Origin of the sequence: Haloechinothrix aidingensis, from assembly GCF_013450155.1 — a bacterium.
Taxonomy (GTDB): Bacteria; Actinomycetota; Actinomycetes; order Mycobacteriales; family Pseudonocardiaceae; genus Haloechinothrix; species Haloechinothrix aidingensis.
The window spans coordinates 181412-204687 of sequence record NZ_JACCKD010000004.1; the positions used below are offsets into that span (position 1 = coordinate 181412).

Annotated in this window: 24 protein-coding genes; 2 read left to right on the forward strand and 22 right to left on the reverse strand. The window is 70.6% G+C overall.

Annotation, left to right across the window (positions count from 1 at the left end; translation table 11 throughout):
- Positions 1-8: 8 nt before the first annotated feature.
- From H0B56_RS12315 to H0B56_RS12395, 17 genes are all read right to left on the reverse strand, one after another.
- Complete coding sequence (locus tag H0B56_RS12315; RefSeq protein WP_180893165.1) at positions 9-824, reverse strand: ComEC/Rec2 family competence protein; 816 nt, start codon at positions 822-824, stop codon at positions 9-11.
- Complete coding sequence (locus H0B56_RS12320) at positions 821-1828, reverse strand: ComEA family DNA-binding protein (protein WP_425484531.1); 1008 nt, start codon at positions 1826-1828, stop codon at positions 821-823. The genes H0B56_RS12315 and H0B56_RS12320 overlap by 4 nt, the downstream gene beginning before the upstream one ends.
- A gap of 131 nt (positions 1829-1959) precedes the next feature.
- Positions 1960-2988, reverse strand: coding sequence for a hypothetical protein (locus H0B56_RS12325; protein ID WP_180893166.1), 1029 nt, complete (start codon positions 2986-2988; stop codon positions 1960-1962).
- 4 nt (positions 2989-2992) lie between these two features.
- Positions 2993-3280: a hypothetical protein gene (locus H0B56_RS12330; protein WP_180893167.1), complete on the reverse strand. Its 288-nt coding sequence runs from the start codon at positions 3278-3280 to the stop codon at positions 2993-2995.
- A 51-nt stretch (positions 3281-3331) separates the two neighbouring features.
- Positions 3332-3997, reverse strand: a complete 666-nt coding sequence (locus H0B56_RS12335) for a hypothetical protein (RefSeq protein WP_180893168.1) — start codon at positions 3995-3997, stop codon at positions 3332-3334.
- A complete protein-coding gene (locus H0B56_RS12340) occupies positions 3994-5175 on the reverse strand; it encodes a putative T7SS-secreted protein (protein WP_180893169.1) in 1182 nt (393 codons plus the stop codon). The genes H0B56_RS12335 and H0B56_RS12340 overlap by 4 nt, the downstream gene beginning before the upstream one ends.
- 87 nt (positions 5176-5262) lie before the next feature.
- Positions 5263-5586: a type VII secretion target gene (locus H0B56_RS12345; protein ID WP_180893170.1), complete on the reverse strand. Its 324-nt coding sequence runs from the start codon at positions 5584-5586 to the stop codon at positions 5263-5265.
- Between the two features lie 219 nt (positions 5587-5805).
- Positions 5806-6657 carry a DegV family protein gene (locus H0B56_RS12350; protein WP_180893171.1) on the reverse strand — a complete coding sequence of 284 codons (852 nt, stop codon included), beginning with the start codon at positions 6655-6657 and terminating at the stop codon, positions 5806-5808.
- A gap of 100 nt (positions 6658-6757) precedes the next feature.
- Positions 6758-7489 carry a diglucosylglycerate octanoyltransferase gene (octT, locus tag H0B56_RS12355; protein WP_180893172.1) on the reverse strand — a complete coding sequence of 244 codons (732 nt, stop codon included), beginning with the start codon at positions 7487-7489 and terminating at the stop codon, positions 6758-6760.
- The gene (locus tag H0B56_RS12360) at positions 7486-8082 is read right to left on the reverse strand and encodes a histidine phosphatase family protein (RefSeq protein ID WP_180893532.1); all 597 of its coding nucleotides are present in this window, start codon (positions 8080-8082) and stop codon (positions 7486-7488) included. Before H0B56_RS12360 ends, octT begins: the two co-directional genes overlap by 4 nt.
- A gap of 59 nt (positions 8083-8141) precedes the next feature.
- Positions 8142-8528, reverse strand: a complete 387-nt coding sequence (gene rsfS / locus H0B56_RS12365; RefSeq protein WP_089301689.1) for a ribosome silencing factor — start codon at positions 8526-8528, stop codon at positions 8142-8144.
- 183 nt (positions 8529-8711) lie between these two features.
- A complete protein-coding gene (gene nadD / locus H0B56_RS12370; RefSeq protein ID WP_180893173.1) occupies positions 8712-9308 on the reverse strand; it encodes a nicotinate-nucleotide adenylyltransferase in 597 nt (198 codons plus the stop codon).
- A 201-nt stretch (positions 9309-9509) separates the two neighbouring features.
- Positions 9510-10643 (reverse strand): glutamate 5-kinase, encoded by a 1134-nt coding sequence (gene proB, locus H0B56_RS12375; protein ID WP_180893174.1) that lies wholly within the window; start codon positions 10641-10643, stop codon positions 9510-9512.
- Positions 10640-12139, reverse strand: coding sequence for a GTPase ObgE (gene obgE, locus H0B56_RS12380; protein ID WP_180893175.1), 1500 nt, complete (start codon positions 12137-12139; stop codon positions 10640-10642). The genes proB and obgE overlap by 4 nt, the downstream gene beginning before the upstream one ends.
- A gap of 166 nt (positions 12140-12305) precedes the next feature.
- Positions 12306-12563 (reverse strand): 50S ribosomal protein L27, encoded by a 258-nt coding sequence (gene rpmA, locus H0B56_RS12385; protein WP_180893176.1) that lies wholly within the window; start codon positions 12561-12563, stop codon positions 12306-12308.
- Positions 12564-12582: 19 nt separating this feature from the next.
- Positions 12583-12897: a 50S ribosomal protein L21 gene (rplU, locus tag H0B56_RS12390; protein WP_180893177.1), complete on the reverse strand. Its 315-nt coding sequence runs from the start codon at positions 12895-12897 to the stop codon at positions 12583-12585.
- Positions 12898-13051: 154 nt separating this feature from the next.
- Positions 13052-16135: a translation initiation factor IF-2 N-terminal domain-containing protein gene (locus tag H0B56_RS12395; RefSeq protein ID WP_180893178.1), complete on the reverse strand. Its 3084-nt coding sequence runs from the start codon at positions 16133-16135 to the stop codon at positions 13052-13054.
- A gap of 985 nt (positions 16136-17120) precedes the next feature.
- Here H0B56_RS12395 and H0B56_RS12400 point away from each other — a divergent pair.
- Complete coding sequence (locus tag H0B56_RS12400) at positions 17121-18518, forward strand: S8 family peptidase (RefSeq protein WP_246361104.1); 1398 nt, start codon at positions 17121-17123, stop codon at positions 18516-18518.
- Between the two features lie 60 nt (positions 18519-18578).
- Positions 18579-19268, forward strand: a complete 690-nt coding sequence (locus H0B56_RS12405) for an endonuclease V (RefSeq protein WP_180893180.1) — start codon at positions 18579-18581, stop codon at positions 19266-19268.
- Between the two features lie 72 nt (positions 19269-19340).
- Here the strand turns inward: H0B56_RS12405 and H0B56_RS12410 are convergent, their stop codons facing one another.
- The 5 genes from H0B56_RS12410 to ndk form a co-directional block, all read right to left on the reverse strand.
- Entirely contained in the window at positions 19341-19883 is a 543-nt protein-coding gene (locus H0B56_RS12410; protein WP_180893181.1) for a DUF488 domain-containing protein, read from the reverse strand.
- 135 nt (positions 19884-20018) lie between these two features.
- The gene (locus H0B56_RS12415) at positions 20019-20858 is read right to left on the reverse strand and encodes an ABC transporter permease (RefSeq protein ID WP_343063869.1); all 840 of its coding nucleotides are present in this window, start codon (positions 20856-20858) and stop codon (positions 20019-20021) included.
- On the reverse strand, positions 20859-21680 hold the full coding sequence (locus tag H0B56_RS12420; protein WP_180893182.1) for an ABC transporter permease: 822 nt from the start codon (positions 21678-21680) through the stop codon (positions 20859-20861).
- Complete coding sequence (locus H0B56_RS12425) at positions 21681-22637, reverse strand: ABC transporter ATP-binding protein (protein ID WP_180893183.1); 957 nt, start codon at positions 22635-22637, stop codon at positions 21681-21683.
- Between the two features lie 103 nt (positions 22638-22740).
- Positions 22741-23151, reverse strand: coding sequence for a nucleoside-diphosphate kinase (ndk, locus tag H0B56_RS12430; RefSeq protein ID WP_180893184.1), 411 nt, complete (start codon positions 23149-23151; stop codon positions 22741-22743).
- Between the last annotated feature and the right edge of the window lie 125 nt (positions 23152-23276).

Sequence of the window (23276 nt, forward strand, 5' to 3'; positions counted from 1 at the left end):
TCTGTATTCTAAACATTCATACCGGAGACGGCGACCAGGTGCGACATCCCGGCAGCGCGGAACTCGTCGAGCACGCGGCGAGGCAGGCCGGAGGTGTCCCCGACCACCAGTCCCGGGAGCAGCCCTGCCGCGTCCTCGGGCAGTACCGAGCTCGCCGCTCGCAGGTCACGGCGCAGCGCGGCGCCACCCCGCTGCCAGGAGGGTGCGTCGCTGAGCGTGGTTGGAGGCACATCGCCGGGCACACGAACCGTCGCGACCGCGAGCCTGCCGTCCCGCGGCAGCGCGAGGGCACCGGAGAGGGCGACCGTCTGTCCGGGCAGTAGCCGTGACCAGTGCTCGGCAGGCGCGAGCAGCACCACGCGCCCCGTGCTGTCCAGCCGCTCGCCGTGCACGACCGCGGCCTCCACCTGAGCAGTGAGCAGCACTGTCCCGGTTCCGTTCCGCTGGTGCGCCGCGCTGCCGGACCGGACGGGGCGGGGCCGCTCGCGGACGGTGACCCGCGCGTGGACGGTCGCGGAGCGCTCGGCCTCGGCGTGCAGGGAGTCGTGTGTCGCCCCGTGCAGCCGGATGCCGAGCAGCACGGCGCTCAGCGCGCCGGCGAGCAGCAGCGCGACGGCCCCCGCGACGGCCCTCCCGTGCCGGGGACGTCGAGCCAGCACGGCGGCGGCCACGATCGCGGCGAGTGCGCCACACACCAGGGCCCACCACCACGCGATCCGCAGCCCCAGCAGCGCGGCCAACCAGATCGTGCCGGCTGCGGGGACCAGCCGGAAGTCCTGCGCGGTGTGATCCGGGGCGTCCGCGGCGGCAGGACCGCCGATCATTCCACGGTGACCCTGTCCCGCAGGCTGTCCAACGTGCTCTCCCCGATCCCCTGAACCTCCCGCAGCTGCTCGACGGTGGTGAACTCACCATGGCGCTCACGCCACTCCACGATCCGGCCCGCGGTGACCTCTCCGACGCCCGGCAAGGTCTCCAGCCCGGCGGTGCTCGCGCCGTTCAGGTGGACCGGGCCGGATTCCTGGCCCGCCGTCCGCCGTCCGGGAGCGCTCGGTTCCGGCCCCATGCCGGGCGGGGTGGGCACCCCGACGTAGATCTGCTCACCGTCGGTCAGCTGCCGCGCCAGGTTGATGTCCATGAGGTCGGCACCGGCTTCCTCGCCTCCGGCAGCCGCGACGGCGTCCGCGACACGTGACCCGGCTGGCACGGTGACCAGTCCCGGCTCGGCGACCTCCCCCACCACACTGATCACCAGGTCGGCCGCGCCGTCCCGGGGCTCGTCCCCGCCCGCACGCGCGTCGCGGTCCTCTGGAGTCCGTGCAGGCGAGGTCGGTACTACCTCCGCAGGACCATCACCCACGACCTCGCCGGGCCCGACCTCGCCGGGCCCGGACTCGCCTGGCCGGGACTCGACGTGCGCGGGAACGTGCTCCTGGCGCTCCTGGCCGCCGGACAGGGCCCACGCTGTCACGCTCAGCGCCCCCGCGACGGCCACGACCGGGAGCAGCACGACCAGGACCGACGGGCGCCGCGGGCGGGAGCGCGGCGGCTCGGCGTCGGCGGAACCGCTCCCTCCCGGTGCCTGCCCGGCCCTGTCCCCGTTCCGTTCCCGGGAGCCGGACGGTATCCAGCGCTGCCGCGACCGCGTCGCCCATCGCGACACCAGGAGCGCGAGCCTGCCCGGCATCCGTGGGGTGACGAGTGCTGTCGCGGCGTCGGCATGCGTACCTGCCGGGTCCCGGCGCGGGGGCCTGCCGGTCAGTGCGGCCAACCGCTCTGCGGCCAGCTCGGACTGCGCGGGCGTACGTGGCGACGGTCCTGCTGTCATCTCGGGCACGGGCACGACAGTAGGCCGCGCCCGGCCCGCTACCCATCGGCTTCCGCCGCGCCTGTGGACAACCCCCACCCCGTGGACATGTGCTGAATGACGCTGTCAGTCCACGAGACGGCCTGACAGCGTCATTCAGCACGAAACCAGTGTGCGAGCTGGGCGTGGTCGGATGCCATGTTCCGCAGCTCCTGGTAGGCGCGCATCGCGGGGCCGAGCTCGTCGTTGCGCCGTTTGACCAGGATCAGGCACCAGATCAGCGACGCAAGGCAGGGAACCGCGGCGATCCCGCTCACCGCGAACACGATGTGCAGGCTCTCGTCGAAGTGCCCGTACAGCAGCCAGGCCAGCGGAGGAGTCACCACGACGAGCAAGGACAGCGCCGACACGTTCGCCAGGATCTTGATCCGTTTCTGCCAGGCGAGGTACCGCTCGCGGACGCGCCGGAGGTTCGTCTCGTCCAGCGGATCGAAACCCAGCCTGCGGTGCAGCTCGGCGGCGCGGTCGGCCACACGCCGGTACGAACGCAGCGCATCGAACCCGCCCGCGTCACCGGGTCCGGCCATTGTGGATCCCGATCCGGGGCCGCGCCCCTCGAGAAACGCGCCGTCGCTCGGCTGGACCGCGGCAACCCCCTCCGGTTTGATGATCATGCCGTTGCGCGGCGCGTCGAACGCCGTCCCGCACACCTGCCAGCCGGCGGCGTGTACGTACGCGCCGATCTCCTCGGCCGGGACGTTGATGTAGTCGTTGACGTCGAGCCAGTACGTGCCGTTCACGCCCGGACGCGCGGCGGCGAGCTCGTCGCGCAACCGTGTCCGCGCATCGACCGCGCCTCCCGCCTCCGCCGGTGCGGCCCTGCGGAAGCGCAACCGCCACACGCTCGCGTCGACGTGCTCGTCGACGTAGCGCCACCCCTGCCTGCCGAGCAGTTCGATCAACTCGTACCTGGGCACCTCCCGGTAGGCGACCCGGTCGAGCTCCAGGAGCGAACCCTGTGCCTGGCCGTGCACCGACCACAGCGACTCCAGCTGCCGCGTGCGGGCACGCCGGCGTGCCCGCACGCCACCGTCACGTCCGGTGGCACCGAGATGGAACAGGGCACCCAGAGACACCGCGTTCAGCGTGACTGCCACGCCGAGCAGCACTGTGTAGAGCATCCCGTCACCCGGCCCGGTCCGGCGCGAAACCCATGGGGCCGAGGCGCCGGTGTCCCGGCGCACGCCCCGTGTAGCGCAACCCGCGGCTCGCCGCCAGTTCCTTGACCATGTGTTCGGAGAGCGGGTAACACGACGCCACGTCCACCGCGCACCCCGACGGTCGGTACTGCTCCTCGAACGCGGCGAGCCCCGCCCGCAGCGACCGCCTACGCAGCCGGTACCTGTCGATATAGCCGTACAGGGCGATCGCTGGTAGGACCGCGAAACCCAGGACGGTCAGGACCGCTTCCACAACCTCACCTTCCTGCCGTTGTCGCACATCGCGCTGCCCGCTACCGCCGGCTCAGCCGAGCACGGCCGCGATCGGCGAGCCACCGTCCTCCGAGGGCGCCGTGAACGACACGCTGTGCGCGACATCGTTCAGCACCGCAGCGTAGTAGCTCCATTCCGGAAGGCACTGGCTCGATATCCCGAACACGGCGATCTTCCGGTTGCCCGGTAACGGCAGGACGACCTGGGCCTGCCGTACCCGGTGGGACCGCGGTCGGCTCCGGCCGTCCACCGTGTACGGCAGGTGCACGTCGACCTCTTCGCCGACCAGTACCGCCCGACCCGCGGGGAACTCGGCGAAGGCCACCTCACGCGGCGAGCCGGGCATCCGCAGGCCGTCCGCGACCGCGATCAACGGCTGCTCGGCATCGAGGTTGGCTTCCCGCACGCACACGGTGAGCTGGGCCGTGCTGAGCCGCGGGGGTTCGGTCTCCGAACGCACGAGGCAGGTGGCGGCATAGATCGCACCCTGTTCCCGCAGCTCACCGATCATGACTTCCTGTTGCAGGACGAGGTTGCCGCACTGTTCCGGCGTCGCTCCCCGCAACGTCGAGGTGAACCGGGCGAAGGAGCGCCGCACACGCTCCGCAGGGTCACCGTCCAGATCGATCTCCTGGAAGACCTCGGGGACGGAGAAGTAGAGAGGGGTCCCGCCCACCTCGCCCGTCGCCCCCGTCACCGCGCCGCTCCGATCCCGTTGAGTATCGCCGCGGACACCTTTCCGGTGCCGTCCACGGTGTCGTCGTCACTGGCTCCGGCACCGGCAGCAGGCACCCCGAGCGCGGAGACCGCCACGTCGACCTTGCCGTCCGGCAGCGCGTCGTCCGCGACGGCCTTGAGCGCACCGCGCATGCCGCCTGATGCATTGACGGCGCCGTTCGTCGGGAGGCTGCCTGCCGCGTCGAGTCCTTGGGAGAGCGTTCGAGCGCCGTCGGTTGCCGCGTCGGCCGTCCGGAAGACACCCTTGGCCCCGCGTACCGCGGCACCGACGCCGGGCACCATGCCCAGCGCGTCGCCACCAAGACCGACCCAGGCCATCGGGTCGTCCCAGCTGCCGTTGAGCGCCATGTCGGTGGCGTTCGCCGCGAGCGCGACACCACCCGCCACCAGAGCCACCGGCCCCATGACCGGTGCGAGTACCGGAATACACGCGAGCAGCCCCGCGACCGCGGCGACGATGCCCGCGATATCGCCGACCGCGCCGATCACATCCTTGAACGCGTCACCCAAGCGTTCGAATCGGCCGACGTCCGGGGCGATCGCTCCGGCATCGTTCAACGCCGCCGCGCACCGCCTGCCGTCCTCGCGCCAGCTCTCCAGCACATCGTCCCTGGCTTCCTTGCGCAGGTCCTCGATGCGGTCCGCGAGGTCGTCGGCCTTCCTACGCGCGTTCTCGTACGCCCCGCCGGCCGCGCTGTCGTGCGGGTACGCCCGCCAGTCGTGCCACGTTCGCCTGACGTCGTCGTTGGCGATGTCAAGCTTGCCAAGCAGGTCCTGTATCGCGCGCTCGATCTCGGCACGCCGGCGCTGGTGTCCACGGAGCTGGTCCGCCCAGACGTCCAGCGCGTTGCCCGCCTTCTCGAGTGATTCGCGCGCCTTGTCGAGGTAGCCGGGCAGATCGTCCAATCTCTCGGTGAAGGCGTCCGCGGCTTCCCCACACCACACGCCCTCGCGGCCGCGAACGATCGAGCTCAACGAGTCGTAGGCGCGTCCGGCGCATTCGGCCGTGTCGAGAATCTGCCGTGCGAGCTCACCGACCACACCCACATCCCCGTGCGCCGGGTCGAACCCGATCCCGGGGTAGTCATCTACGTCGAGTGGCGTTCCATGAGGACGCTGCCCGGGCGAAAGAGTCATACTGCTCCGCGTTTCGTGCTCACTGGTACGGTGCCGGCGTCAGGCCCGTACCGTCGTCGGATCAATGGACATGCCGCACACGTACCGTCAGCCGAATCCCGCGGCCGTCTCGTCCAGGCTGGACGAGAGTTCCTGCTCGAACTCCGCGTAGGTCTGCCTGGCGTCCTCGAGGCCCTTCCGCACGCCGTCGAGGGCCTTGTTGATCTTGTAGAGACCGTCCTCCCAGTCATCCTGGAAGTCGTTCGCAGCGTCGTTCAGCTCCCGCGGACCGAGCGCGCCCTCGCCGGTACCCATATAGCCCGCGCCGTGCTGCGACAGCCGGGCCGTCGCGTCGTCGATATCCTCGACGACACGATCGAGGTCATCGCCCAACCGTGCGAGCCCCGTGATACTCACGCTGATATCGACCACAAGCCCTCCACCATGCATACCCGTGCTGGCGCTACCCCGGCTCGATGCTGGAAACGCCCGCAGGCGACGGACATCCGCCGGATCGATCCGCGAGAAGCTCCCCACTCGGCGCGGCGCGGATCGAACCTTAGCATGATCATCTTCCGCGCACGCCGCATTCGCCGACAATCGCCCGCGCTGAATGACGCTTTAGTCCATCTCGTGGGCTGAGAGCGTCATTCAGCGGTCCTCGTGGCGCTGCACGACTATACCGAGCGCGCCGGGGCCGGTGTGCGCACCGATCACCGCGCCGAGTTCGGTGACCACACAGCGCTCCGCGTTCGGCAGCCGTTCACGGAGCTGCCGGGCCACCTGCTCGGCGCGTTCCGGGCGGGCGAGATGGTGCACGGCGAGCTCGACACGCCCCGCGCCCGCCGCTTGGGCCGCGAGGTCCACCAGCCGCGAGACCGCCCTTCCCATGGTGCGCACCTTCTCCAACGGCACGATCCTGCCCTGCTCGATGTGCAGCAGCGGTTTGACGGCGAGCGCGGTCCCGAAGAACGCCGCCGCGGAGCCGATGCGGCCGCCCCTGCGCAGGTACTCGAGCGTCTCGACGGCGAAGACCGTGCGAGACCGGTCCGACGTCGACACCGCGGCGGCCTCGACGCCCTCGGCGTCTTCCCCGGCAGCGGAGGCTTGCGCCGCCGCGATCGCCGCGAAGCCCAGCCCCATCGCCGTGGTGCGCGCGTCCACGACCCGGACCCGATCCGGATCGACCTCGCCCGCCGCGCGGACAGCCGCACCCCACGTCCCGGACAGCTCACTGGAGATGTGCACCGAAACCACCGCGTCCGCACCACCGTCCAGGGCCTGCCGGTACACGCGGGCCAGTTCCTCCGGCGTGGGCATGGACGTCGTGACGGTGCTCTTCCGCCGCAGCGCCGCGACCAGCTCGGCCGAGCCGATATCGTGCCCGTCCAGCCAGGACGCATCGTCGATGAGCACGTAGAGCGGCACGACCGTGATGGCATGGTGCTCCGCGAGCTCCGCTGGCAGGTGGGCTGTGGAGTCAGTAACAACGGCGACCGGCACGTGGTGAGCCTAGTAGCCGGCGCTGGAGGCCGGGAACGGTCGGGGCACCCGTGGTCGCCGCATCCGCACCGGCCCGGGAGGAAGCGGGCGGAACCAGCACTCAGGACGGATCGGGCACACCGATCTCCCTGGCCAGCAGCCGCCCCACCGCGGCTCCCACCATCTCGTGGCCGTCCCAGCCCCAGTGCATGCCGTCCGGGTTGCCCTGACCGCGACGCACGTGGTCGCCGATCAGACCAGGCAGGTCGACGAGGGGTACCTCTGCGCGCTCGGCCCATGTGGCCACCGCTCGCGACGTGGCGTCACGCACGGCGTGCACGTAGCCGTACGAGGGAGCGTGGTGCGGCGCGGGCACGATGCCGAGGATCGGCATACCGGGCCGCAGCACGCGCATCGCGCTGGTGCACCGGTCGAGGTACCGCACGGTCAGCTTCGTCGGCAGGGCCGCGGGCCTGCCGCGCAACGCCACGGCCAGGCGCGGTTGCACCGACCGGTACGCCACGCGCGTCGCGCGCCGTAACCCGTCCGGGCGCAGGTAGCGCAGCCCGGTACGCAGGTAGGTCGGTAACGGGGACGGCAACGCGTCCATGCTGCCGACCGCGAGCACCACCGCGTCGACCCGTCGCAGGTCCGCCCAGACCCTGGGGTCACTGATCAGCGCCCACCACGCGTCCCGCGCGGTCCACCCGCTGCGCGCGACGATGTCGGCGGTACCGCCGACATCGCGGGCGGCCACGTTCGGCCACAGCCGCGGTTCGTCGGCGGCATACGCGCGGTCGGGGCCGTGAAACGTCAACGAATCCCCGAGTACGAGAATCCGCCGAGACGTCATTCCGGGCCCGCGTTGTACGCGAGCAACCGCCACTGCCCACGGTCCCGGCCGAGGTCGACCCAGTGGCAGTTACCGATACCGGTGAAGATCGGCCACAACGACAGCGGCAGCCCGAGCAGGCGCGCGGTGAGCGCCACGATGAGGCCGCCGTGGGCGACCAGCATCACCGCGGCGTAGGGACTCTCCTGCAGCTCGGCGACCACCTCGTAGGCGCGCTCGGAGACGTCCTCCCTCGACTCGCCCCCGGGCGGTGACCAGGACGCGTCCCAACGCCAGCGCTGCCGTTCCCCCGGCCAGCCCTCGTCGACCTCGGCTGAGGTGAGTCCCTGCCACTGGCCGAGATGTGTCTCCCGCAGCCGCTTGTCGACTTGCAGCCCCACTCCGATGGCCTCGGTGAACACGGTCGCGGTGTCGTTGGCCCTGCGCAGGTCCGAGGAGACCACCAGATCGGGCGCGAAACGTGCCAGGCGGGGCACCACGAACCGCGCCTGGTCCCACCCGACCGGCGTCAGTTCCGTGTCGATCTGGCCCTGCATGCGCCCGGCGGCGTTGTACTCGGTCTCACCGTGCCGCCAGAGCACCAGCCTGCGCAGGCCACCGGCGCCCGGCCCCGCAGGTGGGGCCGTCCCCTCCTCCGGTTGGTCGGTCGCGCTCACGGCTCCTCGCCGGCCTCGTTTCGCACCAGACCCGCGATCTCGATCTGCGGGCAGTCCTTCCACAAGCGCTCAAGGGCGTAGAACGAGCGCTCCTCATCGTGCTGTACGTGTACGACGACGTCCACGTAGTCCAGTAGCACCCAGCGGCCCTCGCGCGCGCCCTCGCGGCGGGTCGGCTTGCTCCCGGCCTCGCGCAGCTTCTCCTCGATATTGTCCACGATCGCGCCGACCTGGCGTTCGTTCGGCGCGGAGGCGATAACGAACAGGTCGGTGATCACAAGCTGCTCGGAAACGTCGAGCACGACGATGTCGGATGCCTTCCTGTCCGCCGCCGCGTGAGCGGCGGTCTCGGCGATCCGCTGTGCGTCCGACGTCGCTGTCACTCTCACTCCTCACACCGTGTTCCTGCTGCCCTGCGCACGGAACCCGCCCCGGGCACTCGTCCGAGCCTACCGGCAGCGACCCGACCGCGCCGATCGCCCGTCAGCCTCCGGCGCGACGGGCACCGTGCCGGAGGTTCCGGTTCGACCCGGCGGAGCGCTCGCCGAGGTCCGCCCGGCAGCGCATCACGAGTCACCACGGTAGAGCTTGCGCTTGTCGATGTAGCGCACGACCCCGTCCGGCACGAGATACCACACCGGCTCCCCACGCGACACACGCTGCTTGCACGATGTCGACGAGATCGCCATCGCCGTGACCTCGACCAGACTGACCTTGCCGTGCGGGAGGTGGTGGTCGTTGAGATCGTAGCCGGGCCGGGTGACACCGATGAAGTGCGCCAGCTCGAAGAGCTCCTCGACGTTGCGCCAGGTCAGGATCTGTTCGAGGGCATCGGCCCCGGTGATGAACAGCAGCTCGTCCCGCGGGTACATCTGCCGCATCTCACGCAGCGTGTCGACGGTGTACGTCTCGCTGCCCCGATCGATATCGATCCTGCTCACCGAGAACACCGGGTTCGAGGCCGTGGCGATCACCGTCATCAGGTACCTGTCCTCGGCATTGCTGACGACACGTCCCACCTTCTGCCACGGCTGTCCGGTCGGCACGAAGATGACCTCGTCCAGGCCGAACCGCGACTGCACTTCACTCGCCGAGACGAGGTGCCCGTGATGAATGGGGTCGAAGGTCCCGCCCATGATTCCGATTCGACGCCGCGCTGGCATACCTCAGCAGCGTACGGGAGCGAGATCACCCGTTCGCAGGCGGTGCGCGGGCAGCACCCGCGACTCCCCGTGAGGTGCCCGCTTCCGCGCACCGCCCACGCCGGCGACGCACCGCCACCGGGCACCGAACCTCCCCCGCGAAGGTCGGTGCACTTGCGGGACGAGCCCGGCATGGGAACATGATACAAGGCAAATAGTGACTTACGTCACATCATGTATCGATCGCGTGATAGGTACGAGGTCATCGGCGTGCACCACTTCGCGCCGCAGGTGTTCGGGCAGCTCCTCGCTCGTGCGGCCCAGCATCGCCGGGAGCTCTCCCGCGTCGAACGCCACGACGCCCCGCGCCACCACGCCCTGCGCCGGATCCACCAGCTCCACGACGTCGCCTGCCAGGAAGTCACCGTCCACACCGGTCACCCCGGCGGCGAGCAGGGAGCGGCGGCGGCCGACAACCGCCGCCACTGCTCCGTCGTCGAGGTGCAGCCGACCCGTGACACCTGCCGCGTAGCCGAGCCAGAAACGGCGCGCCGACAGCCTGGAGTCCGCGGCCTCGAAGGCGGTCCCGACATCGGCACGTTCCAGCGCACGTACCGCGTCGAGCGCCCCGGCGAGCAACACGGGTATCCCGGCAGCCGCGGCGGTACGCGCGGCGGCGAGCTTGGACACCATCCCTCCGGTGCCCAGGCCGGAGCTGGACCTGCCGATCTCCAGCTCCGCCACGTCCGTGACGCTGGTCACCTCCTCGACCCTGCGGGTGCTGCCGCTGCGCGGGTCACCGTCGTAGAGCGCGTCCACGTCGGAGAGCAGCACCAACGCCTCGGCCCCGATCAGGTGGGCCACCAGCGCGGCCAACCGGTCGTTGTCGCCGAAACGGATCTCCTCGGTGGCCACCGTGTCGTTCTCGTTGACAACGGGCACCGCACCCAGCGACAGCAGGCGGGTGAACGTCCGCTGGGCGTTGCGGTAGTGCGCACGGCGGGCGACGTCGTCCGATGTCAGCAGCACCTGCCCCACGGTGAGGCTGTGCCTGGCGAACGACTCGGCGTAGGCGTGCGCCAGCGCGAGCTGCCCGACGCTCGCGGCGGCCTGCTGGGTAGCGAGGTCCTCGGGACGGCCTCGCAGCCCGAGCGGGGCGATCCCGGCCCCGATGGCCCCGGACGAGACAAGCACTACCTGGACGTCCCCCGCGACCCGAGCCGCGACGGCGTCCACGAGCGCGTCGAGACGTGCGGTGTCGAGGCCGTCCTCCGTGGATGTCAGTGCCGAGGACCCGACCTTGACGACGAGGCGCCTGGCGTTGGCGATGTCGTTGCGGACGTCGGAGGAGGTCACACGTGTTCCTCCCCGCTCGCGCCGCCGTCCTCCTCGGGATCCTGCTCCCCGCTACGGCGCAGGTCACGAGCATGCTTGCGTTCCGCGGCCGTGACCCTGGGATGATCGGACAGCCGCGCATCGGCCCCCCGGTCGCCCAGCCTGGCGGCGACGCCGGCCGGAGTCGACGGCTCCCACTCGAAGGTCACCCCGCCGATCGTGACCGGGGACCCCGGAACGGCCCCGTGCCTGGCGAGCTCCTGCTCCACGCCGAGCCGGGCCAGCCGGTCCGCCAGGTAGCCGACGGCCTCGTCGTTGTCGAAGTCGGTCTGGGCGATCCACCGTTCCGGTCGCCGGCCGCGCACCACGAACCCCTCCGGGTCCTGCGGGTCGCGTTCCACCGTGAACCCGGTGTCGTCCACGGGCTTGGGCCGCAGCGTGACGCGCTTCGGCTCGGCGGGTGGCTGCTGCGCACGGTCCTGCTCGACCTGCCTGCCCAGCGCGAAGCTCAGCTCCCGCAACCCCTGCCTCGTGGCCGTGGACACCTCGTACACCTCGTAACCGCGCGCGGCGAGGTCCGGGCGCACCAGCTCGGCCAGCTCGGCGGCGTCCGGTACGTCCACCTTGTTCAGCACGATCACCCGGGGGCGCGAGGCCAGGTCGCCACCCAGCTGCGGGGTGTACTCGGCGAGCTCCGCCTCGAGCGCGTCGACGTCCGACACCGGGTCCCGGCCCGGTTCGAACGTCGCGCAGTCCACCACGTGCACCAGCACCGCACACCGCTCGATGTGCCGCAGGAAGTCCAGGCCGAGCCCCTTGCCCGCGCTCGCACCAGGGATCAGGCCGGGCACGTCGGCGACGGTGAACACCGTCCCTGTCCCCCGTGCGCCATCGTCAGCCGACTCGCCCGCGGTGACGACACCCAGGTTCGGGGCGAGCGTGGTGAACGGGTAGTCGGCGATCTGCGGTCGCGCTGCCGAGAGCACCGAGATCAGCGAGGACTTGCCAGCCGAGGGGAAGCCGACCAGGCCCACGTCGGCGACCGAGCGCAGCTCGAGCACCAGGTCGCGCGCCTCGCCCTCTTCCCCGAACAGCGCGAACCCCGGCGCCTTGCGCGCCCGGGAGGCCAGTGCCGCGTTACCGAGCCCGCCGCGCCCGCCTTGCGCGGCGACGAACCGGGTTCCGGCCCCCACGAGGTCGGCCAGCACCTCACCGTCCTCGGTGAGCACCACCGTGCCGTCCGGTACCGGCAGCTCGAGCGAGTTGCCTGCCGCACCCGCACGGTTACTGCCCTGGCCCTGCTTACCGTTACCGGCTCGCAGGTGTGCCCGGTAGTGGAAGTCGAGCAGCGTGTGCACGCCCGGGTCGACCACGAGGACCACGTCACCGCCATTGCCGCCATTGCCGCCGTCCGGCCCGCCGAGCGGCTTGAACTTCTCCCTGCGGATCGATGCGCAGCCGTTGCCGCCCTTGCCGGCGGTGAGATGTATCACCGCACGGTCAACGAACCGGGCCATGACTTCTGCCTCTCCTGCTTCGCGCTACCCCGCCGCGGCCACGACGCCTCGTGGCACCGTTCGCTGCGCGACCGCTGTAACACAGCGTAAGGGGCGGGCCGAAGCGCGTTCGGTCCCGCCCCTTGAGGATGCTGTAAACCTTCGGGTCCCCGCCCGATGGTCGGGGTCAGTCCTCACCCGGAACGATGTTGACTGTCTTCCTGCCACGCTTCTGGCCGAAGTGCACGGAGCCTGCGGACAGCGCGAACAGCGTGTCATCGCCACCGCGCCCGACATGCGCGCCCGGATGGAACTTGGTGCCACGCTGACGCACCAAGATCTCGCCCGCGTGCACTTCCTGACCACCGAAGCGCTTGACCCCGAGCCGCTTGGAGTTGGAGTCGCGCCCGTTCTTCGAGCTGGATGCGCCCTTCTTGTGTGCCATGGCTCGTCAGGTTCCTTACCTAGCTGTTGATGCCGGTGACTTCGACGCGGGTCAGCCGCTGACGGTGACCCTGCCGCTTGTGGTATCCGGTCTTGTTCTTGAACTTGTGAATGCGGATCTTGGGGCCCTTGGTCTGTTCGACGACCTTGCCGGTAACCGAGACCTTCGCGAGCGCGTCAGCGTCCGTGGTGACAGCGCCGTCGTCAACCACGAGCACCGCGGGGAAGGTGAGTTCGGTACCCGGCTTGCCCTCGAGCTTCTCGATATCGAGGACGTCGCCGACAGCCACCTTGTACTGCTTGCCGCCGGTCTTGACGATCGCGTACGCCGACACGGATGCTCCTGCTTGCTCGACAGTGGATGGGAACGTGCGCTCCGGGGCGTCCGCCCGCGAGGCGCGCACGATGCCCGCACTGACTGCGGGCCGACCTACAGGTTACGTGGCACCCCGAGTCGCCGTTGCACCGGGGTGGGGCCAATACCGATCATCAGCTCTCCTCCTGGCCCGACGTCGTCGAGGTCGACGCGCCGACCGGCGGTCCGGCCGGCCGGGAGGCAGCACGCCGCGCGCGCCTGCGCACCGAACGTTTCGCCGGCGCGGGAACCTCAGCGACATCGTCGTCATCGCCGGTCACACTGCCCGCCTCCGCGGCGGATGCCGGCGGCTGTGCTGTTTCGGTCTGCGTGTCCGAGCCCGTCGCTGCCGTTTCGTCCTTGGCGTGCGCGCCCGTCACCTCCGCCGCCCCGGCGGGCGCCTCCGGCCGCGCCGGTGCGCTCGCCTCCGCGGACGTCGTCGTCGCCTCCGCAACGGCCGACGGTCCGGTACCGGCCGGGCCCTCAGCGCCTGCAACGCCCTCGTGCGCGGCCGTGCTGTCCGTGCCACCGGTGGGGTCACTGGTCTGGCCACTGGTGGAGCCGCTCGCTGGGCCGGTCGCTGGGCCACTCGCTGGGGCACTCCCGGACTTGTCCGCGGCGGCCTTGGAGGCGCTGGCCATCGCGTGCACGGCCGAGGCCGCGGACTTCCGCTGCCGTCCCGTCTGCTCCGCCGGGGCCGTGTCTCCTCTGTCTCCTCTGTCTCCTCTGTCCCCTCGCGAGGTGTCCTCGCCCTTGCGCTTGCCGCGCTGCTTGCCCTGCCGGCTCCCGTCCGGCGGTGGTCCGCCGTGAGCGTGGGACTCCGTACCGACGACGACACCACGCCCCTTGCAGTGCTCGCACGAGTGCGAGAACGCCTCCAGCAGGCCGGTGCCGATCCGTTTACGGGTCATCTGGACCAACCCGAGCGAGGTCACCTCGGCGACCTGGTGGCGGGTCCGGTCCCTGCCCAGGCATTCGGTGAGCCTGCGCAGCACCAGATCACGGTTGGACTCCAGGACCATGTCGATGAAGTCGATCACGATGATCCCGCCGATGTCCCGCAGCCGTAGCTGCCGGACGATCTCCTCGGCGGACTCCAGATTGTTCCGGGTGACCGTCTCCTCCAGGTTGCCGCCCGATCCGGTGAACTTGCCGGTGTTGACGTCGATCACCGTCATCGCCTCGGTGCGGTCGATGACCAGATAGCCCCCGGAGGGAAGCCATACCTTGCGGTCGAGCGCCTTGGTGATCTGCTCGTGGATGCGGTAGTCCTCGAAGACATCCCCGCTGCCGACATAGCGCTCCAGCCTGCCGGTGAGGTCCGGCGCCACGTGCTGCACGTAGGCGTCCACCGTCTCCCAGGCCACCGACCCCTGTACGACGAGCTTGCCGAAGTCCTCGGTGAACAGGTCACGCACGACCTTGATGAGCATGTCCGGTTCCTCGTACAGCAGGGCCGGTGCGCCGCCCTTGTTGCCGGAGGAACCGCGCGCGCTCTGCGACTTCTCCTTGATGACCTCCCACTGCGCCTGCAGCCTGCGCACGTCGCGTTCGATCTCGGTCTCGCTGATGCCTTCCGAGGCGGTCCTGATGATCACACCGGCATCGTCCGGGACCACGCGCTTGAGGATGTCCTTGAGCCTGCGCCGCTCGTTCTCCGGCAGCTTGCGGGAGATGCCGGTGGCACCGCCGCCCGGCACGTAGACGAGGAACCGGCCGGGAAGCGAGACCTGGGTGGTCAACCGCGCACCCTTGTGACCGGCTGGGTCCTTGGTGACCTGTACCAGCACGCTGTCGCCGGTGTTGAGCGCCTGCTCGATCTTGCGGGACTTGCCCTCGAGCCCGGCAGCGTCCCAATCGACCTCCCCCGCGTAGAGCACGGCGTTGCGCCCACGACCGATATCGACGAACGCCGCCTCCATGCTGGGAAGCACGTTCTGCACCCGGCCCAGGTAGACGTTGCCCACGATCGAGCCCGACCCCGCCGAGGTCACGAAGTGCTCGACGAGCATGTTGTCCTCGAGCACCGCGATCTCGGTCGTGCGGTGGTCCTTGCCGGAGCCCTTGCCGTTACCGCCCGCGGCGCTTTCCTTGACCACCATGGTCCGCTCGACGGACTCACGCCGCGCGAGGAACTCCGACTCCGACAGCACCGGAGCACGCTTGCGGCCGGCTTCCCGGCCGTCCCTGCGCCGCTGGCGCTTGGCCTCGAGGCGCGTGGAGCCGCGAACACTCCGCACCTGGTCATCACCGGTGTCCGAGTCGCCACTTCCGGACTGCTTGTCCGAGCTATCGTCCGCGGACCCGCCGTCATCGCCGCCCTTGCGCCTGCGTCGCCTGCGACGGCGGCGCGTGGAGGCCTCCCCGGCGTCGGCTCCGCTGCCATCTCCCGAATCGGCGTCGTCCTGCTGGCTGTCCCCGTTGTCGGCGGACTCGGAGGCTTCCGCCTTGGAGCCGCCCGCTGCTGCCTGCCCGCTCTGTCCGGCCTTGCCGGCCTGTGCCGCCTTCCCGGACGTGGCCGCTTGCTCGTCGGGCTGACCGGCACCGGACGTGCCGCCGGCCTCGTCCTCACCGCCCTTGCCACGGCCGCGACCCCGGCGCCCGCGCCTGCGCCTGCGTTTCGCTGCGGCGTCGTCGTCTCCAGCGTCGCCGGAAGCGCCCTCGGATGTGCCCGCGGTGCCCGTCCCGTCCTCGACCGCCTCCGTGACCTCGGTGGCCGGGTCCTGCTCGGGGGCCTCCGTGGTGCCGGCGGTCCCAGCCGGTTCCGGTGCCGGCTGCGGTGCGGGTTCCGGTGGCAGGAAGACCGGGGGCGGCGGGGTGAACTGGGGTGCCTGTGGAGCGGAGCCACCAGCAGGCTGCTGCTCCGGCTCGGCTGACTGCTCCGGCTCGGCTGACTGCTCCGGTGCGTCACCGGCGGCCTCGTCCGTGGCGGCCGTGGAGCCGGGCCCGATCGGCTGGGCGCCCGTGCCCGCTGCTGCCGCGGGCGTACCCACCGCTTCGGCGACCCGGACGGCCACCTCCCGGGATACGCTCGACTGCGGGCTGCGTGCGCTCTCCCCGAGCTCACTCAACGTGCCGAGCACCTTCTTGCTGGTCGAGCCGAGCTGCTTCGCCAGTGCGTGCACCCTGATCCGTTGAGGCAGCGTCGCTGCCCAATCGGACGCAGGTGTGCCGGTATCCCCGCCAGTCGTCTCGGCGGGACCTTCCGTGTTCGTCATGTGTCTCCTCCGCCCCCGGGCGCACCTGGCTGTCGACACCGCGGTGTCGACGTGTCTCCAGGTGCGGCCGCTCAGGGGCACCTTTCTGCGTCCCGTGCGAGGCATGCGCCCACCGCCCGATTTCGGCGGTGACCACACACCCCCTGCCTGTGTTCACCGGTAAGGCTGTATCACCTCGGCGACGTAGCCGTCATCGCTGCCGTCCCCGCGCAGCCACCTACCGCGAACCGCCCGCTCACCCCCGGTCACTACCCCCACGATGTCGCTACGCGCTGTCGTGGTCGTGTCCGGACGACGGGCGGATGGCCGCGTTCGCTGGCTCGTGAATGACCCTCCCGTGCGCTTTTCCCTTGGTCCAGTTACTCATCATCCGCGACAGTGCCCGCTCGCGCGCGGCACATGCTTCTCAGCCGTCGCGAGCCGCCCCGTGACGTGGTACGGCCGCACCGGCTGCCTGATGAACAACCTTCCCGGCATGCGTCGTTCTGTTGTGTACCGCTGTGGTGTTCGCCACAGCGGGAATCCTGCGCCCTGCCGGTCACTGGCCGTGAAGCCGAGTGACCGGCTTTTCTTTTCGGCGACTCCCCGCCCTGGCTGAAGGCGGTCGGCCTCGTACCGCATCGTCGAGCCACCCGAGGTGGCGACGACGCGGCGCTTCCTGCACGAAGCCGCCAGATCCCCGGACCGTACCGCGCCACACGGTCTAGCTGCCGGAGGCACGTTGGCTCGGCGACCTCCACCAGTATCCCACACTGCCGCGCCTTCGGGTGTCACTCGGTCGATCCGGTACCCGCCCATCCATCGGCACCGGTCCGGTCTGTTCGGCCGAGTGCAGCCTTCCGTGTGCGGCCAACTTGGGCTACTCCCTTGTCGCAGGGCAGGGGACTGGCTACGGTGCGCAGCTATGGCCCTCGCGAGGTTGTCGACGCGCGTGCCGCGTGGCATCGGTACCGTTGTGATCAGCGCCACGATCACACTAGCCCCCTTGAGTACCGCTGTCGGCGTGTCGGCCGATCCGCTGTCCACTTCCGCGCCGGCCGCCGACCGAGCCGCGTGCGCGAGCACCGGCGGGACTGTACGCCATCTCGTGGTGTTCGACGAGGGGACACGGGAGAGCGACGCCACCGAGCGCATCGACGCCGCCTGCGGGGACACCGTCACCTACTACCCCGAGATCGCCGTCGGGGTCGCGACCAGCCAGGACTCGAGCTTCACCGAACGGCTGGGCGATGCTCGTTCGTTCAGTGCCCAGCAGCGCCGCAACGCGGCCGGGTCGAGCGCGGAGTCGCGGCACGCACCGCGTGCCGGACCGTCGACGCTGGCACCGACCGATCCCGGGATCGTCCCGTCCGCTGATCGGTCGGATGAGCAGTGGGGGATGCGCATGCTCGAGGTGCCACGCGCCCGGTCGGTGAGCGCGGGCGACCCGGACGTGGTCGTCGGCGTACTCGACTCCGGCATCGACGCGGCGCATCCGGAACTGGCCGGGGCCGTGCGGGCCGACCTGTCGGTCGGCTGCCTGTCCGGGAAACCGGATCCCTCGGCCGGGTCCTGGTCGCCGAGCACCTCGGGGCACGGCACGCACGTGGCGGGGACCATCGCGGCCGCCGAGGACGGCACGGGCATCACCGGCGTCGCCCCGGAAGCGTCCGTCGCATCGATCAAGGTCATCGACGACCGTGGCTACGCCGACCCGGAAGCCGTCGTCTGCGGCCTGATGTGGGCGGCAGCCAACAGCCTTGACGTGACCAACTCCAGCTACGTTGTCGACCCGGGGTCGCTGTCCTGCGTCAGCGGCACGGAGCTGGATGTCGCGCGGGAGGCCATCGCCCGCGCCGCCGACCACGCCACCGCCGAGGGGACGCTGAACATCGCCGCGACGACGAACGACGGGGTGAACCTCTCCCCCACCTCAGCGGATGGCCGGGGTGACGGGTGCCACGCGCTCCCGGCGAGCCTGCGGTCCATGCTGACCGTCTCGGCCGTCGACAGCGACGAGCGCAAGGCCACCTACAGCTCGTACGGGCTCGGGGTCGTGTCCGTCGCGGCACCGGGAGGCGAGGCACCGCGGTGCGTGCTGTCCGCGGCTCCGGGTGGCTACACCAGCACCTGTGGGACGTCCATGGCCGCGCCCTACGTGTCCGGCGTGGCCGCACTGGTCGCGTCCGCCAACCCGGATCACGGTCCCGAGCGGATCGCCGACACGCTCACCTCGAGCACGCGCAACGTGCCGTGCCCAGCCGACTACGACATCAGCGGGGACGGCAAGCAGGAGGGGTACTGCAGCGGCTACAGCGGGTACAACGGCTTCTACGGGCACGGGATCGTGGACGCCTACGCGGCAGTCGCCGGCGACGTGGAGGGTGCCCCGTCCCTGGAGTAGGCACGGGTGGACCGAGCTCCGGTCTGGCGCGCGGTTCGCGCGGACCGGCAGCATCGTCGCATGGCGGAACCGACGGCCGGATGGCCGGGCAGCGTGGCTGAGCTGGTCGCCGAGCAGCGTGCCCTGGCGGCGGAGCGGCCACGCCGATGGCACCCCACCTCGGATCCGCTCACGGCGGGGTGCTTCGCGGCGTTCCCCAGAGGTCACTCCGGGAAGGGCTCCGCGGGCGATCCGGCGTGGGCCGGTGCGGCCGCGTACCGGCGCAGGCGGTGCCGTGCGCGGGCAACGACGTCGGGTCGTGCCGGGTGGGCGTACGAGCCCGGCCTGCTCGCGATGCGGGTCGGACCGGTGCTCGAGGCGGTCGTGCGCGCCCTGCCGGTACGCCCGGACGTGCTGCTTGTGGACGCGACCGGACGTGATCACCCCCGGCGCTGCGGGCTGGCCGTGCACCTCGGTGCGATGCTGGACATCCCGACCGTGGGTGTGACGCACCGGCCGCTGCTGGCCACCGGTGCCTGGCCGGCCGATCGGCGAGGCGCTGCCAGCCCGCTTCTGCTGGACGGCGAGCGCGTCGGTGCCTGGCTTCGCACCCGGCAGGGCCGTAGGCCGGTGGCGGTACACGCGGGGTGGCGTACGGATGCGTACGTGGCTGCCCGCGTGGTACTCGGCAGCGGCAGGCACCGCACGCCGGGGCCGATCCGTGAAGCGAGGCGGCTCGCGAGGCAGGCACGGGCGTCGACACCGCGCTGAGGGCGATAGCGGAGTGACCGCGCCGGCGCCCGCCGTGACCCTCGTGCGACGAGGCGATGCCGCGATCGCACGTCACGGGCTCAGCGGCGGCTGGCCGGCGTCGTAGACGAGCACACGCTCCCCGGGCATCACCCGTGCTTCCTCACTCGGCCGGTGCCGCTGAAGCGTGCCGTCGTGCATCAGGTGATCCACCGGAACGTCCCTGGCCAGCACCAGGAAGTCGGCGATCATGCGCCGGTGGCAGCGCCACCACACCGACTCGGCGCACATGACCGCGGTGCGTTCCCGCTCGGCTCCCGACAGCAACGCGTCGATCGCCGCGCGGAACTCCGCGGTACGCATGTGGCCCGCGTACCCGCAGAAAGCCCGGTCGCGCAGCGCCGTGTCCGGCGTGCCGGCTGCCACCTTGCGCCATCCGCCGAGGCGCTCCTCCCAGCGGTAGTCGATGCCCGCGGCGGGAAGCCAGCTCGACATCTCGTCACGCGCGAGCGCGGGGTCGCGCCTGCTGCCCGGTGCCCGGCGCACGTCGACGAGACGCTCGACCCCCGCCTCACGCAGCAGCCGCGTGATCTCGGAGGGTCCCGCCGTGCCGTGGCCGAACGTCAACAACCGCATCACGTCTCCCCGCCTCTCGCGTACCGCCGGCCGCTCCGGACCGCTTCGCGTGGGAGCCGAAGGTGACAGCGGGTTCTTCTAAGGAGCCGGATGTCACATTCGGCTCCCTGCCGGCGGACCGTGCCGGTGGCGGCGCTACCGTAGCAACAGTCCGGCCAGCCGGCGTGACGTCACCCAGAGCCCGAGTGCCGCCAGCGCGGCCAGGTAGCCGACGTGCCCCAGCATCGCCGGCTCGACCACCCCCACCGACAGCTCCCTGGCGAGCTCGATCCCGTGATACAGCGGGGACAGCTGCACCACCGGCCGCAGCGGCTCCGGGTACACCGACAACGGGTAGAACGTCGCGGAGAACAGGAACAGCGGCATGACAGCCAGCTGGATGTAGTCGAACTGCGAGACCGTCCGGATGAAGGTCACGCACGCCATACCGAGCGCGGCGAAGGTGAATGCCACCAGCAGCGCCACCGGCACGAGCAACACGACCCACGGCGAACCGGACAGCCCGAGCAGCGTCATGATCGCGAGGAAGGCCACCGCGTACAGCCCGCCGCGCAACATCGACCAGCTGATCTCGCCCATGGCGATGTCGACGGGGCCGACCGGTGTGGCCAGCATCCCCTCGTAGGTCCTGGCATGCCGGATCTTGAAGAACACGTTGAAGGTCGCGTCGTAAACCGCGCCGTTCATCGCCGAGGCCATCATCAGCGCGGGAGCCACGAAGGCGGCATAGCTCATCACCTCGCCACCCGGCCCCACGACCTCGGTGACCAGCCGCCCGAACCCGATCTGGAAGGCCAGCAGGTACACGGCCGGTTCCACGATCCCGGACAGGAACACCAGCCACATCTTCTTCGACACCAGCAGGGAGCGTTCCAGCACCTTGCTGGCGCGCCCGGCATACAGCCCCGGTGGCAGGATCCGCAGCGTGGCTGCCCGCGAGCGCGCTGCGCCGGTGATCTCGGTGTTCGCGGCCACTCACACCACCAGCCTGCGGTAGAAACGGCTGCGTGCGAGCAGGCCGCCGCCGAGCAGCAGTACCACGAGGAACGCGCCGTGTCCCGCCAGCGGCAACCATTCCCCGCCACCGAGCGCGGCAGCCCGGGCCAGCTCGTTGCCGTGCCACAGCGGGGATATCCACGCCAGCATCCGCGCGGGTACGGGTATGTAACTGATGGGGAAGAACGTTCCGGAGAACAGCATCACCGGCATCACCACGAACCGCAGCAGCGCGCTGAACGCGTTGCTCGGGTTGCGCACGGTCGCCGACAGCGCCATGATCGGCGCCGCGCAGGCCAGCCCCGTCAGCACGCCGACCAGCACCACCAACAGGGCACCGGGTCCCAGCCACGCGCCGAGCGCACCGGCGACGACCCCGTACACGACCGCCGAGAGCAGCAGCCGCATCCCTACCCACATCAGCTCACCGCCGAACACCTGCCCGGGGGTGATCGGGGTGGAGATCACCGCGACGTACTGCCGCTGCCACTGGAAACCTGATGCGACCTTCCAGGTCGACTCGAACACGGCGATCATCATCGCTCCCGACACGAGCAGGGTCGGGGCGACGAAGTGCAGGTAGTCCACCCCGCCCGTGTCGGGGCCCGGCTCGACCTGGGAACCGAAACCGAGTCCCATCGCGGCGAGGAACAGCAGCGGCTGCAGCCCTGACGAGTACAGATTGGACCGCCAGTACCTGCGGTACCACATCCACTGCCCCTCTACCCGCAGCCAGGCAGCTCGCAGCGGGTGGACCACGCGTCCAGGGGACTGCTGCGCGACGGGTGCCGGCGTGTCCATCTAGTCGACCAGGGTCCTGCCGGTCAACCTGAGGAACACGTCCTCGAGCGTGCTGCGCCGGACCAGGCAGGACAGCGGCCGCACCCCGCGCGCATGCGTGGCGCTCAGGGCCGCCTCACCGTTCTCGGTGTAGAGCAGCACCCGGTCCGGCAGCACCTCGACCCGGTCGGCCAGGCCATCCACAGTGGAGGCGACGTCGCCGGACTCGCCCGGCGCGAACCGCAGCTCGAGCACCTCCCGGGAGGAGTAGCAGGCGATCAGCTCCGGCGGCGAACCCTCCGCGACGATCCGGCCGTTGTCCATGATCACCAACCGGTCGCACAGCTGCTCTGCCTCATCCATGTAGTGCGTCGTGATGAGCAGGGTGACGCCGAGCTGTTTGAGCCGGAACAACCGGTCCCACAGCAGGTGCCTGGCCTGCGGGTCCAGGCCCGTCGTCGGTTCGTCCAGCAGCAGCAGGTCCGGGTCGTTGACCAGCGACCGGGCGATGGTCAACCGCCGCTTCATCCCCCCGGACAGCGTGTCCACCTCGTCGTCGGCACGCTCGGTGAGCTGGGCGAACTCCATCAGCTCGGTCGCCTTGGCCCGGACGTGCGCCCGGGACAGCCCGAAGTAACGGCCGTAGACCTGCAGGTTCTGCCGGATGCTGAGCTCGGTGTCGAGGTTGTCCTCCTGCGGCACCACACCCAGTCGTGCACGGATACTCGGACCGTCGACCTGCGGGTCCATGTCGAGCACCCGCAGATCGCCGTCCGACCGGGGGGACACGCAGCCGACCATACGCATCGCGGAGGACTTGCCCGCGCCGTTCGGGCCGAGAAACCCGAACGCCTCGCCCTTGACGACCTCCACGTCGATGCCGCGCACGGCCTCGAACTCGCCGAACCGCTTGACAAGCGCCTTCGCCGAGACCAGCGGGCTCGGTTCCCGCGCGGAACGCTCCCCGACAGCAGCCATGCCTCCACCTTGCACCTTCGAGTTCAGTGGAGGTCAAGGAACGTCACGTTCGCGCACCTCCACGCGTGGAGACCCTAGCCCCGGGGACCGACTGCGCGCTCCCTCAGTAGTCCGGGAACCACAGCTTGATCTCGCGCTCGGCCGACTCGACCGAGTCGGAGCCGTGCACGAGGTTGTACTGCACCTCGAGGCCGTAGTCGCCGCGCAGCGTGCCGGGGGCGGCCTTGTCCACCGGATCGGTGCCGCCCGCGATCTGGCGGAACGCAGCCACGGCGCGCGGCCCCTCGACGATCGCGGCCACAACCGGGCCGGAGGTGATGAACTCGAGCAGGTCCTCGTAGAAGGGCTTGCCCTGATGTTCGGCGTAGTGCTCCTCGGCAACCGACCGGGAGACCGACCGCAGTTCCAGCGCGGCCAGGCTCAGGCCCTTCTTCTCGATACGCGAGATGACTTCTCCAACAAGGCCCTTACCGACGCCGTCGGGCTTGACCAGCACAAGCGTGCGCTCGTTCACGATAGTTCGTTCCTTTTCGTTCCCGTCGGATGTTCCCCCGCAGCTTACGACGCGGGTACCCGGCTCCATGCCGAGAGGGTCGGGTTACCGCCGGTCCCGATGCCGCCGCGGACGGCGTGCGCGTC

What these genes read in the sequence shown, in the direction of transcription:
- H0B56_RS12425 (WP_180893183.1), bottom strand. Translation starts at nt 22,637, where the DNA reads ATGGCTGCTGTCGGGGAGCGTTCCGCGCGGGAACCGAGCCCGCTGGTC.
- H0B56_RS12395 (WP_180893178.1), bottom strand. Translation starts at nt 16,135, where the DNA reads ATGACGAACACGGAAGGTCCCGCCGAGACGACTGGCGGGGATACCGGC.
- H0B56_RS12405 (WP_180893180.1), top strand. Translation starts at nt 18,579, where the DNA reads ATGGCGGAACCGACGGCCGGATGGCCGGGCAGCGTGGCTGAGCTGGTC.
- H0B56_RS12325 (WP_180893166.1), bottom strand. Translation starts at nt 2,988, where the DNA reads ATGCTCTACACAGTGCTGCTCGGCGTGGCAGTCACGCTGAACGCGGTG.
- H0B56_RS12410 (WP_180893181.1), bottom strand. Translation starts at nt 19,883, where the DNA reads ATGCGGTTGTTGACGTTCGGCCACGGCACGGCGGGACCCTCCGAGATC.
- obgE (WP_180893175.1), bottom strand. Translation starts at nt 12,139, where the DNA reads ATGGCCCGGTTCGTTGACCGTGCGGTGATACATCTCACCGCCGGCAAG.
- nadD (WP_180893173.1), bottom strand. Translation starts at nt 9,308, where the DNA reads ATGCCAGCGCGGCGTCGAATCGGAATCATGGGCGGGACCTTCGACCCC.
- H0B56_RS12315 (WP_180893165.1), bottom strand. Translation starts at nt 824, where the DNA reads ATGATCGGCGGTCCTGCCGCCGCGGACGCCCCGGATCACACCGCGCAG.
- H0B56_RS12320 (WP_425484531.1), bottom strand. Translation starts at nt 1,828, where the DNA reads ATGACAGCAGGACCGTCGCCACGTACGCCCGCGCAGTCCGAGCTGGCC.
- rpmA (WP_180893176.1), bottom strand. Translation starts at nt 12,563, where the DNA reads ATGGCACACAAGAAGGGCGCATCCAGCTCGAAGAACGGGCGCGACTCC.
- octT (WP_180893172.1), bottom strand. Translation starts at nt 7,489, where the DNA reads ATGACGTCTCGGCGGATTCTCGTACTCGGGGATTCGTTGACGTTTCAC.
- H0B56_RS12420 (WP_180893182.1), bottom strand. Translation starts at nt 21,680, where the DNA reads ATGGACACGCCGGCACCCGTCGCGCAGCAGTCCCCTGGACGCGTGGTC.
- H0B56_RS12340 (WP_180893169.1), bottom strand. Translation starts at nt 5,175, where the DNA reads ATGACTCTTTCGCCCGGGCAGCGTCCTCATGGAACGCCACTCGACGTA.